The sequence below is a fragment of the Methylobacterium nodulans ORS 2060 genome (assembly GCF_000022085.1).
Classification (GTDB): domain Bacteria; phylum Pseudomonadota; class Alphaproteobacteria; order Rhizobiales; family Beijerinckiaceae; genus Methylobacterium; species Methylobacterium nodulans.
In genome coordinates this window covers 5,327,522-5,340,494 of the sequence record NC_011894.1, presented here as the reverse complement: position 1 = coordinate 5,340,494, position 12,973 = coordinate 5,327,522, and the positions used below count along the sequence as shown (strand labels likewise).

Annotated in this window: 13 protein-coding genes; 5 read left to right on the top strand and 8 right to left on the bottom strand. The window is 71.1% G+C overall.

Annotated features, from left to right (window positions below; genetic code table 11):
- Positions 1-56 precede the first annotated feature (56 nt).
- Entirely contained in the window at positions 57-1,166 is a 1,110-nt protein-coding gene (locus MNOD_RS24895; RefSeq protein WP_015931722.1) for a DUF2252 family protein, read from the bottom strand.
- 165 nt (positions 1,167-1,331) lie between these two features.
- On the opposite strand from MNOD_RS24895, the gene MNOD_RS24890 reads away from it, so the two are divergent.
- Positions 1,332-2,972 (top strand): GMC family oxidoreductase, encoded by a 1,641-nt coding sequence (locus MNOD_RS24890; protein ID WP_015931721.1) that lies wholly within the window; start codon positions 1,332-1,334, stop codon positions 2,970-2,972.
- A 54-nt stretch (positions 2,973-3,026) separates the two neighbouring features.
- Here MNOD_RS24890 and MNOD_RS48240 read toward each other — a convergent pair whose 3' ends face one another.
- Positions 3,027-3,476, bottom strand: coding sequence for a phospholipase A2 family protein (locus MNOD_RS48240; RefSeq protein ID WP_015931720.1), 450 nt, complete (start codon positions 3,474-3,476; stop codon positions 3,027-3,029).
- A 263-nt stretch (positions 3,477-3,739) separates the two neighbouring features.
- Here MNOD_RS48240 and MNOD_RS24880 point away from each other — a divergent pair, with 263 nt between their 5' ends.
- The 4 genes from MNOD_RS24880 to MNOD_RS24865 all read left to right on the top strand — a co-directional run bounded on the left by MNOD_RS24880 (position 3,740) and on the right by MNOD_RS24865 (position 7,891).
- The gene (locus tag MNOD_RS24880; RefSeq protein ID WP_015931719.1) at positions 3,740-4,660 is read left to right on the top strand and encodes an NAD(P)H-dependent oxidoreductase; all 921 of its coding nucleotides are present in this window, start codon (positions 3,740-3,742) and stop codon (positions 4,658-4,660) included.
- Positions 4,661-5,369: 709 nt separating this feature from the next.
- Complete coding sequence (locus MNOD_RS24875; protein WP_015931718.1) at positions 5,370-5,609, top strand: hypothetical protein; 240 nt, start codon at positions 5,370-5,372, stop codon at positions 5,607-5,609.
- A 212-nt stretch (positions 5,610-5,821) separates the two neighbouring features.
- Positions 5,822-6,772, top strand: coding sequence for a 3-hydroxyacyl-CoA dehydrogenase family protein (locus tag MNOD_RS24870; protein ID WP_015931717.1), 951 nt, complete (start codon positions 5,822-5,824; stop codon positions 6,770-6,772).
- Positions 6,773-6,883: 111 nt separating this feature from the next.
- The gene (locus MNOD_RS24865) at positions 6,884-7,891 is read left to right on the top strand and encodes a glucokinase (protein WP_015931716.1); all 1,008 of its coding nucleotides are present in this window, start codon (positions 6,884-6,886) and stop codon (positions 7,889-7,891) included.
- Here MNOD_RS24865 and MNOD_RS24860 read toward each other — a convergent pair.
- The 6 genes from MNOD_RS24860 to pgeF form a co-directional block, all read right to left on the bottom strand.
- A complete protein-coding gene (locus tag MNOD_RS24860; RefSeq protein ID WP_050783396.1) occupies positions 7,849-9,117 on the bottom strand; it encodes an adenylate/guanylate cyclase domain-containing protein in 1,269 nt (422 codons plus the stop codon). The two genes, MNOD_RS24865 and MNOD_RS24860, sit on opposite strands and share 43 nt — an antisense overlap.
- A gap of 217 nt (positions 9,118-9,334) precedes the next feature.
- Positions 9,335-9,748 (bottom strand): VOC family protein, encoded by a 414-nt coding sequence (locus MNOD_RS24855; protein ID WP_015931714.1) that lies wholly within the window; start codon positions 9,746-9,748, stop codon positions 9,335-9,337.
- A 99-nt stretch (positions 9,749-9,847) separates the two neighbouring features.
- Positions 9,848-10,336 carry a YciE/YciF ferroxidase family protein gene (locus MNOD_RS24850; RefSeq protein WP_015931713.1) on the bottom strand — a complete coding sequence of 163 codons (489 nt, stop codon included), beginning with the start codon at positions 10,334-10,336 and terminating at the stop codon, positions 9,848-9,850.
- A 14-nt stretch (positions 10,337-10,350) separates the two neighbouring features.
- On the bottom strand, positions 10,351-10,866 hold the full coding sequence (locus tag MNOD_RS48235) for a hypothetical protein (RefSeq protein ID WP_050783395.1): 516 nt from the start codon (positions 10,864-10,866) through the stop codon (positions 10,351-10,353).
- A gap of 204 nt (positions 10,867-11,070) precedes the next feature.
- Positions 11,071-11,934 carry an outer membrane protein gene (locus tag MNOD_RS24840; protein WP_015931712.1) on the bottom strand — a complete coding sequence of 288 codons (864 nt, stop codon included), beginning with the start codon at positions 11,932-11,934 and terminating at the stop codon, positions 11,071-11,073.
- A 270-nt stretch (positions 11,935-12,204) separates the two neighbouring features.
- A complete protein-coding gene (pgeF, locus tag MNOD_RS24835) occupies positions 12,205-12,972 on the bottom strand; it encodes a peptidoglycan editing factor PgeF (RefSeq protein ID WP_015931711.1) in 768 nt (255 codons plus the stop codon).
- Between the last annotated feature and the right edge of the window lies 1 nt (position 12,973).

Here is a 12,973-nt window from a genome sequence, read left to right as displayed (position 1 = left end):
TCGGGAGAGGGGTTCCCCGCGCGGACTCGTCTCGAAAAGATCAACCGGAAACCGGATCATTCCCCGGCCTCATCCAGGAACGCCTCGAAATCCTCCCGCACCCGCTCGGCCGCCTGCACGGCGCTGTCGCGCAGCCATGGATCGGGCAGGGCTTCCAGATAGGCCCGGAGCGGGCCGGCGCCGCCCACCACGCCGAGATGGACATTGGCGAGTTCGCGCCCCATCGCGTGCAGGAGATGGCGCTGGTCGGGCAGGTCTTCGATCTCGTCGATCTCGACCTTCCGGGCCTCGGGCGAGAGCCGCCGCAGCACCCAGGCGCCATCGTAGCGCAGCGCCGGGTCGGGGGCCCGGCAGGAAGCGGTGACGAGACGAGCCGAGTCGCCCGCCGGATCCGGGCGGACGGGCTTCCCCACATGCACCGCCGAGGGCGCCGCGGCCTTGGCCTCCCGCGCCGTGAGCCCGCCATTCCACTCGGCGACCGCCACGTAGCGCGGGCGGCCGAGGCTGCCGACGCCGGCGCGCCGCCGATAGAACTGCACCGGCCGCGCGCCGTCCGGAAGCGCGGCCAGCAGGCGGTCGCGCACGACCTCCGGCACCGCCTCGACGTCAAGCCGCTTCTGCTGCCGCAGCTTGCGCCAATGCGCCCGGGCATCGGCGCCGCTCGCGGCGGCAAGGTCCCGCAGCCAGGCGTGCCGGTCCTCCAGGATGAAGGGCTCCGGGCCGAAGCGCAGATGGGCCATATAGCCCTCCAGGATCGCATCCGCGGCCTCGGTGGCGCTTAAGTGGAAGTTGGGGCTCTCGGCCTCCAGGACGGCGCTCGCGGCGAGCCGCACGAGGTCGCTCGTGAAGGGCAGCTCCGCCGCCTCGTCGAAATCGTTGATGCCCCAGGCGAGGCGCCCGTCCGCATCCCGCCAGGTGCCGAAATTCTCCAGATGCATGTCGCCGACCACGAGCCATTTCGGGGCGAAGCGCACTTGGTCGGGAACCGCCGCGAAATGGTGGTGCCAGCGGTAGAAGCTCCCGCGCAGGAAGGCGAAGGGGCTCTGGCGCATCGCGGCGCATTTGCGCTTCAGGTCCTTGTCCCGGAGCGCGCAATAGGTCGCGACCCAGGCGAGATAGGCCTGCGTCTCCTCGGCGAAGCTGCGCGGGGCGCGGTCGTCACTCATGGGGCATTCCCGGAGCCCGGGGCGGGCGGGCCGCCATCTGAGACGCGGCTGCGGCCGATGCGCAAGGGCGCCGATTCCGGGCGACGGCGCAATCCGCCTCCGGCCTTGATGCGCCGGCCGTGATTTGCGCTAAACAACTCAACAACGCGCATCCCGGGAGGAGACATGGCGGACGCGAAGGGAGAGGCGCCCGAGGATTTCGGCGTCTACGACCACATCGTCGTGGGGGCGGGCTCGGCGGGCTGCGTGCTGGCGAACCGCCTTTCCGCGGATTCGCGCCGCTCGGTGCTGGTGCTGGAGGCGGGCGGCCGCGACAACTGGATCTGGTTCCACATCCCGGCCGGCTACCTCTTCGCGATCGGCAACCGGCGGGCCGACTGGCTCTTCACCACGGAGGCCGAGGCGGGGCTGAACGGGCGCCGGCTCGCCTATCCGCGGGGCAAGGTCATCGGCGGCTCCTCGGCCATCAACGCGATGATCTACATGCGGGGGCAGGCGGCCGATTACGACGGCTGGCGCCAGCTCGGGCTCGAAGGCTGGGGCTGGGACGACGTGCTGCCCTACTTCCTCAAGCACGAGGACCACATCGCGCCGCCGAACGAGTTTCACCGCTCCGGCGGCGAGTGGCGGGTCGAGCCGCCGCGCATCCGCTGGGCGGTGCTCGACGCGATCCGGGACGCCGCGGAGGCGGCCGGCATCCGGAAGATTCCGGACTTCAACACCGGCGACAACGAGGGCTCGTCCTACTTTCAGGTCAACCAGCGCCGCGGGCGGCGCTGGAGCGCCGCCCGCGGCTTCCTCAAGCCGGTGCTGCACCGCCCCAACCTGCGGCTGGAGACGGACGTCCATGTCGAGCGGGTGCTGATCGAGGCGGGGCGGGCGTCGGGTGTCGTGTTCCAGCGGGGCGGGCGGCGCTATCTCGCCCGGGCGCGGGCCGAGGTGGTGCTCTCGGCGGGCGCCGTCGCCTCCCCGAAGCTCCTCGAACTCTCCGGCATCGGCGACGGCGAGCGGCTGCGGGCGCTCGGGATCGAGGTCGTCCATCACGCGCCCGGCGTCGGCGAGAATCTGCAGGACCACCTGCAGATCCGCCCGGTCTACAAGGTGACGGGCGTGCCGACCCTCAACGTCACCTATGCCAACCTTCTCAAGCGCGCCTGGATGGGGATCGAGTACGTGCTCTTCCGGACCGGGCCGCTCACCATGGCGCCGAGCCAGGTCGGCGTCTTCGCCAAATCCTCGCCCGACTACGCCACCGCCAACCTCGAATTCCACTTCCAGCCCCTCTCCCTCGACAAGTGGGGGGAGGGCCTGCATCCGTTCGGGGCCTTCACGGCGAGCGTCTGCAACCTACGACCGTCGAGCCGCGGCAGCATCCATGCGGTCAGCCCCGATCCCGCCGCACCGCCCGCGATCCGGCCGAACTACCTCTCCACCGACGAGGATCGCCGCGTCGCGATCGACGCCCTGAAACTCACCCGCCGCATCGTCGCCCAGGCGCCGCTCGCGCGCTACCGTCCCGAGGAGTACCGGCCGGGGCCGGAGGTGACGAGCGACGAGGGCCTGCTGCGGGCCGCGGGCGATCTCGGCACCACCATCTTCCATCCGGTCGGCACCGCCCGGATGGGGCCGGACCACGAGCCGGGCGCCGTGCTCGATGCCCGCCTGCGGGTGCGGGGCGTGCGGTCTTTACGCGTCGTCGACGCCTCCGCCATGCCCCGGATCACCTCCGGCAACACCAATTCGCCGACCATCATGCTGGCGGAGAAGGGGGCGGCGATGATCCTGGAGGACGCGCAGCGGGGCTGAACCACCCCGCGCGAGGGCGTGCGGCGCGCGGATGCGCCGAACGGGTGATCCGGCCTATTCGTCCCCCTCGCCGTCAAGGTCGGCGGGGCCGGGCGGGAGGACGACGCGTCTCGGCGGGACCGCGAGGGAGGGGCCGGTCGTGCCGAGGGCCGCCGGAGCCATGGGCGACGCGGAGGGCAGCATCCCGGCGCCCAGGGCGATCATCCCGGCGAGCATGCGGATGTCCTCCGGCTGGCGCGGGTCGCGCGAGATGAGGTCGGCCTCCCGCGCGAGGCGCGCGTTGCAGGCCCGTGAAGGCAGCCCGCCATCGGGCGAGCAGGCATCGTGATGGGCGCAGGCCACGTCGAGCGCGTCGACCGGCGGCAGCGGCGCGTTGTTGCCCGGGCCGCAGTAATTGCCGTGGATGAGCATGGTCGGGCCGCGGTGATCGGGATTGAGCCCTTGCGCCTGGACGGGCGCCGCCAGACCGGCGGCGAGCAGGAGGGACAGGGAAAGCCGAACCATGATGCCTCGCGATTGCTGGGAGTCGCGCTCCGCGGCCGGGCCCGCTCGCGGCGGCGGGCAGGCCGGGGCGCGGTGACGCTTGATCGCTGGGCCAACCGGAGACCTGCGGTCCCGGTTCCTGATCCGGGGCCGGACGCTTGACCGCAGGTCGGACGGAGAACGCGGCGGCGGCCGGCGGATTGCCGGTGGCCGGGCGCGGTCTCGCTCCGGACCGATGCCATCCTGCGGTATCCTCTCAACCCGTTGCGAGAAGGCAGCCCGCCGTGGACACGCTGAAGGCCGAGACCGAGTCCCTTCCGCTGGAGGAGCGCCCCTTCCAGGTTCTCGTGGTCGCCGGCTCTGCGCGCCGCCGCGACGGCTGCCCCGGCCTCGACGGCAAGGCGCGCTTTCTCATGCACCGCATGCTCGGGCGCCTGCCGCCGGACTGGCAGGTCGACCACGTCGACATCGGCAACGAGCACGGGAAGCCGAAGATCCAGGGCTGCAACGGCTGCGTCGGCTCGTCCATGGCGCTCTGCGTCTGGCCCTGCAACTGCTACGCGCCGGACAGCGACCATCAGCCGGACCTGATGTGGAACGAGAGGCTCTACCCGCGCCTTGCCCGTGCGGATGCCTGGGCGATCATCGGGCCGGTCTGGTGGTACGGCCCGTCCACGAACCTGAAGGCGATGTTCGACCGTCTCGTCTGCGTGAGCGGCGGCAATCCGCGCCCGGACCTGATCGACAAGAAGAGCACCTTGAAGGCCCAGGCGCTGGAGCGCTCGCCCCTGTGGCGTCAGCTCAGCCGCAACCATCTGGAGGGGCGGACGGCGGCGTTCTTCTGCTACGGCAACCAGGGCGGCGACGAGCTCGACGAGGACGGGCGACCCCGCAACCTGGCGCACAGGGCTTGGTTCGATCCCGCGCTGCAGCCCTACCAGGGCGAGGAGCGGTTGGCTTATCAGGGCCTCGTCTGGCAGTGCCGCTACAGCGGCATCGAGGTGCCGGACCAGCTCTGGCGGCACGCGACGGTCGGGCGGGGCAAGCCCTATGCGGACGACCAGTCCGACGACATGGCCCGCGACGCCGATGCGATGGCCCGTTTCGACGCCTGGGTGGACGACTTCGTGCGGCACGTCACCGCCAAGGGGCGGGTCCCCGGCACCGCGCAGGCCGAACGGGCCGCCCAGCCCACGACGGCTTAGGATCAGGGAGTTCCGGCATCCCTGGCCGGGTCGGCCCACGCTGGTGGGCAACTCGGTCGCGGGCTTCACGAGAAACGCGCGCATCATGCCGCCGGCCCGAGATGCTGACGTATCGGGCCGTTGAGCCAACTCGGGTTTTCGGTGCCAGGCCAGAGGCTTGGCGACAATTCGAGAATGGAACCAACGGTCATGTCCAAGGCCCGTCGGGATCAGTTCAATACCGGCTGCGCCGATCGTGACGGATGAAACCGCGACTGGAAACCGCGGCTGACTGATCGCTCCCGCTCATGGCAGCCAACCCCGGCCCTCATGCTGAGGTGGCCGGCGCGAGCCGGCCCTTTGGCCGGCATCAGCCGGCACGCACCCCGGACCGGTGCTCCCGGCCACCAGAGCCTCGGACCAGCGTTCCGGCGTGCTTCGAGGGCCGGCTCGCGCCGGCCACTCAGCATGAGGAGCGGGGCGGCTTCCACGCAGGTCAGGTTCTATTAGCTCCCGCGCCGGCCGTTCTTCGCTGAGGAGACGCAATCGCCGGCCGACGACGTCCCGCGGCCCAGCGCGAGCCGGAGAGGCTGGCCGCCTCGGAGAGCGGCGCCGGCACGATCATGCAGGTGTCGTCGTCAACAGGCGCTATTTTGCAATGCAAAAATTTGTTGTGCAGCGCGGTATGTGATGATTTAATTGAATCAGAAGCCGATCACTGGAGGTTCCCATGCTCGTTCGCCGTTGCTGGAGCGCGTCCGCCGCACTCGCCGTTGCCGTTGCCGCCCTCGCCTCCGCTCCCGTTCGCGCCGAGGAGGCGCGCGTGACGGTGTTCCCGCCGCTCTATCGGGAGATCGCTCGCGAGACCCGCGCGATCGCGCCGCGAGCGGAGCTGACCACCACACCGCAGCCGGTGCCGGCCGCGCCCCGCAAGGCCGAGGCGGCGGAACGGGTCGCCCAGGTCCGCTGACGCGCCCGGACCGGGCAGGGCACCACAGGGGCCCGCCCGTCGGACAGGGCGATGCGACCGGTCCGTGACGGGCCGGTCGGGACGCGACCCCCTGGCCGAGTTCCGTGGATCATCGGCGTGCCCTTGCCGCGGCTCCGGCGCCGTTCCAGAGTGACCTGCCGGCCGACGCCCATCGGAGAACGGGGCGCGGATCGAACAGGGGAGGGGACGCGATGAGGCAGATCGCCGTAATCGGCGCGGGCCTGATGGGGCATGGCATCGCCCTGGTGCTGGCGCTCGGCGGGCATCGGGTGCGTCTGACCGACAGCCGGCCCGAGACGCTGGAGCAGGTGCCGGACCTGATGGCGTCGGCCCTCGACACGCTGCGGGAGGCAGGCGCGGTCTCCGCCGACTGGACGCCCGCACGCCTCGCCGAGGCGGTGCAGCTCCTCCCCGACCTCGCCGCGACGGTAGCCGGGGCGGATCTCGTCATCGAGGCGATCACCGAGAACCCGGAGGCGAAGCGCAGCCTGTTCGGCGACCTCGCGCGCCTCTGCCCGCCCGAGACGATCCTCGCCAGCAACACGAGCTATCTCGACGTCTTCCCGCTGATCCCGGAGGAGTGGCAGGCGCGCGCCCTCGTCGCGCACTGGTACACACCGCCCTACATCGTCGATCTCGTCGACGTGGTGCCGGGTCCGAAGACCGACCCCGCGGTCGTGGCCGAGATCCGCGACTTGGTGACCGGCCTCGGGCAGGTGCCGATCGTGCTCAAGCGCTTCATCCCGGGCTATGTCGCCAACCGCATCCAGTCGGCGATCTCGGCGGAGGTCTACCACCTGCTCGACGAGGGCATCGCCTCGCCGCGGGAGATCGACGACGCCATCATCCACGGGCTGGCGCTGCGCATCCCGATCCTCGGGCATCTCGCCAAGGCGGACTTCACCGGGATCGAGCTCCTGCGCCATGCGCTGGCCAATGCCAGCTACAGCCCGCCGCCCGCCCGCACCTCCTCGGCGGCGCTCGACGCGCTGGTGGCGGAGGGCCGCACGGGCGTCATGGCGGGCCGCGGCTTCTTCGATTGGGGCGGACGCGACCCGGCCGACCTGTTCCGCGACCGGGACCGGCGTCTCCTCGCCCTCAAGCAGGCCATGAAGGCGGTGGGACGGATGGAGGGGGACTGATACGGCCCGAGATGCTGACGCATCAGGCCGTTGGTATGAAACGGTCGACCGTTGTCCGAGCGATGCTATATCGGGGCGAACGCGTCCTTTCGCGCGGGAATCCGGCCGTCCATGTTCGACTTTCCCGTTCTCATCGGCGATATCGGCGGGACCAATGCGCGTTTCGCCGTGGTGCCGCGGCCCGACGCCGATCCGGTGACGCTCGCCCACGTGCAAACCGCCGCCTACCCGGACCCGAGCGCGGCGATCCGGGAGGCGCTGGCGCTTAGGCAGACGGCAGCCCCCCGCTCGGCGATCCTCGCCATCGCGGGGCGGGTCGACGGGCCGTCCGTCCATCTCACCAACGCGAATTGGGTGATCGAGGGCGCGCGGATCGGCCGGGATTTCGGCCTCAGCGCCTGCGCGGTGGTCAACGACTACGTGCCGGTGGCGGCCGGCGCGGCCGCCCTCGACCCGGCCGGCGAGGACCGGACGACCCTGGCGCCGATCGGCCCGGCTCTCGCGCCCGGCCGGGGCGCCCGGCTGGTGCTCGGCCCCGGCACGGGGTTCGGCGCCGCGGCGCTCGTGCCCTTCGGCAAGCAACTCGCCATCGTCTCCACGGAGGCCGGCCACACGGATTTCGGCCCGAGCGACGCGGCCGAGGCAGCGATCTGGCCGGCCCTGGAGCGGATCGAGGGACGCGTCACCGTCGAGACCCTGCTCTCGGGTCCCGGCCTGTCGCGGCTCTACGCGGCCCTCAGCGGCGGCAGCCGCGCCGCGCCGGCCGAGATCACCGCGCGGGGGCTGGCGGGCCAGGACCCGGCGGCGGTCGAGACGCTGAGGCTGTTCGCCAAGCTGCTCGGGCGTCTCTGCGGCGATCTCGCGCTCACCTTCCTGGCCACCGGCGGCGTCTATATCGGCGGCGGCATCGCTCCGCGCATCCTGCCGGTGCTGCAGCAGGGCGATTTTCGCCGGGCCTTCGAGCACAAGCCGCCCTTCTCCCGCATGATGCAGGCGATCCCGACCTGCGTCATCACCATCGCGGACCCGGCCTTCACCGGCTTGGCCGCGCTGGCCTCCCGGCCGGAGCTTTTCGCCTATGACGGGCAGGTCTGGCGGGCTGCGACCGGATCGGCCTGACCCGGGGCGGGATCGAGGGCCACCACGTCCGGGCAGTCATCCTCCCCGTCCCGCCGGGGCAGGCGGCGGCCAGGCGGGGCCGCGGGGTCGAGCAGCCGCGCGAATCGCTTCGAGACGGCGAGGTCGAGATTCTCGCGCTTGGCCCGGCGCTCGATGCGTGCGAGCGCGTTCATGGCCGGCCCGAGCACCGTGAACTCCGCCCGGTGGCCGTCGTCGAAGACGCCGACCAGCACCTCGCCCGTATGAAGGGCTGCCGTCACGTGAAGGGCCGGCAGCCCCTGCTCGACACGCCTCCGGTTGTCCTCGCTCACGCGGCGGCGGATCTCGCGGGCGCAGGCGAGGGCGGCCCGGGCCTGCGCCTCGGGCGACCCGTCGAGAAACAGCGCCAGCACGCCGTCCCCGATATACTTGTCCACGATGCCGCCCTGCCGGGAGATCGCTCCTTGAGCGGTCGCGCGGATGTCGAGGAGCCATCCGGCCACTGCGCTGCCGCCCCAGAAGCGGGTCAGGCTCGAGAAGCCGCGGATGTCGAGGGCGAGCAGGGCGGCGTTCCGGAAGCGCAGCGGCGTGTGGCCGTCCGGCGTGACGAGGTCGATCCCCGCCGGCACGAAGCGGGCGAGCTGCGCCCGTTCCTGCTCCAGGCGCAGAGCCTCGCCGAGGGCACGGCGCAGGCGCGCCACCCCGTCGATGACGAACAGGCCCGCCGCACTGAAGGCGAGGAGCCCGAAGGTCTGGTGGCTGAGCCTGAGCGCCGGCGCGAAGGGCGCGAGGTCCGGCCACACGACGCCGAGCGCCAGCACCAGCCCCCAGGCGCCGCTGACCAGACCGGCGAAGACGGCGGTCTGCGCGATGCGCAGGGTCAACCCCGTCTGCAGCAGGAGCAGGAAGGCCGGCAGCCAGCTGACCATATCGCCGGCATCGGATGGCCCCTTCGTCCCGGCCATCATGTGCTCGATCACGACATAGGCCGCGAGGGCCGCATCGAGCAGGGTCGAGATCCAGGACAGGCGACCGCCATCCCGGCGACGTTCGGCGAGGATGAGCCACACCGAACTCGCTGCGTATCCGCCGAGGATGAACCAGTGGCTGCCCGCATGGAGCGCGCCGTCATGGATCTGCGCCGCCACCAGGAGCAGCAGGAAGATCACCAGACGCAGCGCGAGCACACGGCGGCGGTTCCCGGCGGCCAGCACCGAGGCCAGGGTCTCCCGCGTCCGCCGCTGCACCGCCTCCCGGCCACCAATAGTCATGGGGCCGGATTTACGCTGCGTCCGCGCGGCCGTCGAGGGCCGGGCTCTCGCCGATTGTGCCTACGAACCGTGGGACGCTGACGAAGGGTGCGTCGAGCAAAAGCCGTTCACGGTGGAACGGTTTATGCTCGAAGCTTTTGAGTTTTCTGCATTTTTCTGCGACGAACCGGCATCCGCTTCGTCGGACAATGCTCTAGTAGCCCTTCCAGAGGCCCGGCGTAGCGAGTTCGACGAGGTGGCCGTCCGGATCGCGGAAATAGAGGCTGGTGCCGCCGCGCGGCCAGATGGTGCGGCCCTCGATGGCGATGCCGGACGCGGCCAGATGCTCCTCCCAGGCGCCCAGCGCCTCCGCCGGGATGGAGAGGGCGAGATGCAGCGGTCCCTGCCCGTCATGCGGCGGGATGGTGCCCCCGGGCATCTCGATCGGGTGCAGGGAGCCGCCGCGCGGGAACAGGAGCAGCACGCCGCCGCCGGCGACGTCGAAGGCGCGCATGCGGTGATCGGCGTGGATGCAGGGCAGGCCCATCGGGCCGCCCCAGAAGGCGGCGGCCCGCTCAAGATCCTCCACGTAGAGGACGGTTTCCAGGATGCCCGCGATCTCCGGCATGGTCGTCTTCCGGGGAATCCGAAGCGGCATCCGCTCCCGCCGGGACGGATGCCGCTCGGGTTTCTGGTCTTGGCCAGGGCGGGGGTTAGGCCCTCCGCCCTATGCGGCGGCCGGATTCACGGCCTCTTCGGCGAGTTCCGACAGAACTTCGTCGGTATTCTCCTCCTCGACAAGGGTCTCCTTGAGCAGTTCCTCAGCTTCCCCGAGGCCGAGCTGCCGGGCCCAGGCGAGAAGAGTGCCGTAGCGGGTGATCTCGTAATGCTCGACCGCCTGCGCGGCGGCGATCAGCCCGGCATCGAGCGCCTCGCCGCCCGAGAACTCGCTCATCACCTCCTCACCCTCGGCGATGATGCCCTGAATCGCCTTGCAGGTGACGCCCTCGGTTTTCTCGTCCAGGAGGCGGAAGATCTGGTCGAGGCGCTTGACCTGCTCGCGGGTCTCCTGAAGGTGGATACCGAAAGCGCCCCGCAGCGCTTCCGTGCTGGCGGCCTCGGCCATCTTGGGCAATGCCTTGAGAATCGCGTTTTCGGCGAAATAGGTGTCCTTGAGCTGGTGGAGGAACAGGGCCTTCAGGTCTTTCCCGGGCATCTTGGTACTCCTGATCAGTATATCAGTACCCCCGGAAACTCGGGCTCAAGGGGGATCGTTCCGGGCCGAGAACACCATTCGGCACCTTGACCGCGGCGGGCCGGATGGGCGTCGTGGAGCATCCTCACCGCCTCTTTTCGAGTCCCGCGATGCCTGCGCTCCCCGATCCCGACACGATCCTCACGCTGCTGCGTCGGGCGACCGAGAAGGTGCGCGCCGCGACGGCGCGGGCCCAGGCCGCGGAAGCGCGCGCGACCCGGATCGCCGCGCAGGTCCGTCCGCTGCTCGACCGCGTCGAGGCCGAGCTGCGCGCGGCGGCCGGTCGCGTGGAGGCGGCGCGGCGGGACGCGGCGGAGGCCGAGGCCCGCTGCGGGGCCGCCGAGGCGGTTCTCGCCGTGGAGCGCGAGCGGGCGCGGCGCCTGGAAGCGCGGCTGGCGACGGCCGAGGCCCGGCTGGCCCGGGCCCGGGAGGGTTCTGGCGGAGGAGCCGTCGCGGCCGCAGGCGAGCGGTCTCGACGCCGGAGCGGCCACCTCCCTCCATTGAGCGGCCGTCCGGAGGCGGGGTGCCGGGGCGTGCCGGTCGGAGGCTGGCAGGTGCGTCCCGACGGATGCCGGTTGTCATCGGTCGTCCGTCCAGGCGAGACGAAGAATCGGTCGCGGGGCTCCCGACAGGAGCGCAACGAAAAAGCCCGGCCTTTCGGCCGGGCTTCTGCTGGGGATCGGGGGGGCCCAGACTTAGTAGGTGCCGAACTTGTAGTTCAGGCCGGCGCGGACCACCGCGAACTCAGTGTCGCGGCGCAGGTTGGCGCCGCTGACCACCACCACGCCGGGGCTCGCCGTCGTGATGAGGGTGCCGGCATTGTTCACCGCGAAGGCGCCGCTGCGGTTCCGCTCGCGCTCCAGGTTCACGTACAGGCCTTCGACCTTCACCGTCACGGCGTTCGACTTGAAGAAGTTCAGGAACGAGTCGGTGGGCAGGGCGTACTCGACACCGCCGCCAGCGGTCCAGCCGGTCTGGAAGTCGTCGCGGTTGGGCAGGCCGAAGTCGCGGCCGCCGCCGCTGCCATAGGCGAAGCCGCCGGTGGCGTAGACCAGGGTGCGGTCGAAGGCGTAGCCGAGCCGGCCGCGCACCGTGCCGAACCAGTCGAGACCGGAGATGCCGGCCGGGTTGAACACCGTCTGGGCGGCGATCGGGCCGGTGGCCAGGAAGCGGTTGCGGTTGCGGCCGAAATCGGCGAACTGGGCGTCGGCCTCGAGACCGATCACCACGCCCGAGCCGGGCGTGAACTGGTAGTTGTAGCCGACCTGACCGCCGCCGACGAAGCCGTCATTGTTGTTGCGGTTCTGGAAGGCGATCACCGTCGGGGCAAAGACGAGGCCGGTGGCCGGGCCGACGCCGAGCACCGTCGGGGTGTTGTTGTCGTTGGTGCTGAAGCCGTAGCCGGCGTTGAAACCGGCGTAGAACCCGGTCCAGGTGAAGACCGGCACCGGCGTGAACACCGGCGGGGGCGCAACACGGCGCGGCAGATCCGCGGCCAGGGCGGAACCGGCGACGAGCACGCCCGCGAGGGCGGTGGCGCTCTTCAGAAGCGACTTCATGGTTCTGGTCCTCTCTACGATGCTGCGGGGACGTCCCGGCCGCGGCCCGACGATCTCCCGAAGCAGTGCCTCGACATATCCCGGCAGCCTTGTGAAAGCTGTGTCCTGGCGACAACGCTGGTGAGGTTCACCGCGGCCTTATCGGCGGTTCGTCGCCCGGATTCCCTTGGCTCCTTGCCGCTTCAACGCACGCGAATGGCCAAGGTTCACTGCGTTCCGAAAATTTTTCGTGGCCCGCGGTGTCCGGTGCTTGGCGAATTGGAAGTGCCGCTACGGCGTCAGCGCGATGGCCGACACGAGACGGCCGTAATCCGCCTCCCGGCGGTGTGTGGTGCGGCGATAGCTGAAGAAGCGGTCCGCATCGCCGTAGGTGCACAGGCCGAGATCCGCGACGGTGCCGACGCCCGCCCGGCGCAGCCGCCGCGTGATGTAGCCTGGCAGGTCGAACAGGTGGTGATCCGGTCGGTCGGGGCTCGGCGCGAAGCGGCCGGCATTCTCGGGATCGGCCTCGACGAAGCGGGCGCGGAATTCCGGGCCCACCTCGTAGGCCGCAGCGCCGATCGTCGGCCCGAGCACGGCGGTGATGCGCCCCCGCGCGGCACCAAGCCGCTCCATGGCATCGAGCGTCGCCTCGATGATGCCGGTGAGCGCTCCCTTCCAGCCCGCATGGGCGGCGCCGACGACCCGGTTTTCCGGATCGGCGAACAGGATGGGACCGCAATCGGCCGTGAGGATGCCGAGGGCGAGGCTAGGCACCCGGGTCGCCATGGCGTCCGCCTGCGGCCGCTCGGCGAAGGGCGCCTCGGCGATCACGCATTCGGCCGAGTGGATCTGGTACAGGCTCGCCAGCGCGCCGGGCGCCAGGCCGAGCCGCTCGGTCATCCGGCGGCGGTTCTCGGCGACGCGGGCGGGCTCGTCGCCCGAGCCGAGGCCGCCGTTGAGCGAGGCGTAGACGCCGTCCGAGACGCCGCCCTGCCGGGTGAAGAAGGCGTGGCGGATGCCGGGGAGCACGCTGAGGGCGGGAGCTTCGAGCAGCATG

Coding starts and splice junctions, on each gene's coding strand:
- MNOD_RS24895 (WP_015931722.1), bottom strand. CDS start 1,166: ATGAGTGACGACCGCGCCCCGCGCAGCTTCGCCGAGGAGACGCAGGCC.
- MNOD_RS24890 (WP_015931721.1), top strand. CDS start 1,332: ATGGCGGACGCGAAGGGAGAGGCGCCCGAGGATTTCGGCGTCTACGAC.
- MNOD_RS48240 (WP_015931720.1), bottom strand. CDS start 3,476: ATGGTTCGGCTTTCCCTGTCCCTCCTGCTCGCCGCCGGTCTGGCGGCG.
- MNOD_RS24875 (WP_015931718.1), top strand. CDS start 5,370: ATGCTCGTTCGCCGTTGCTGGAGCGCGTCCGCCGCACTCGCCGTTGCC.
- MNOD_RS24870 (WP_015931717.1), top strand. CDS start 5,822: ATGAGGCAGATCGCCGTAATCGGCGCGGGCCTGATGGGGCATGGCATC.
- MNOD_RS24865 (WP_015931716.1), top strand. CDS start 6,884: ATGTTCGACTTTCCCGTTCTCATCGGCGATATCGGCGGGACCAATGCG.
- MNOD_RS24855 (WP_015931714.1), bottom strand. CDS start 9,748: ATGCCGGAGATCGCGGGCATCCTGGAAACCGTCCTCTACGTGGAGGAT.
- MNOD_RS24850 (WP_015931713.1), bottom strand. CDS start 10,336: ATGCCCGGGAAAGACCTGAAGGCCCTGTTCCTCCACCAGCTCAAGGAC.
- MNOD_RS24840 (WP_015931712.1), bottom strand. CDS start 11,934: ATGAAGTCGCTTCTGAAGAGCGCCACCGCCCTCGCGGGCGTGCTCGTC.
- pgeF (WP_015931711.1), bottom strand. CDS start 12,972: ATGCTGCTCGAAGCTCCCGCCCTCAGCGTGCTCCCCGGCATCCGCCAC.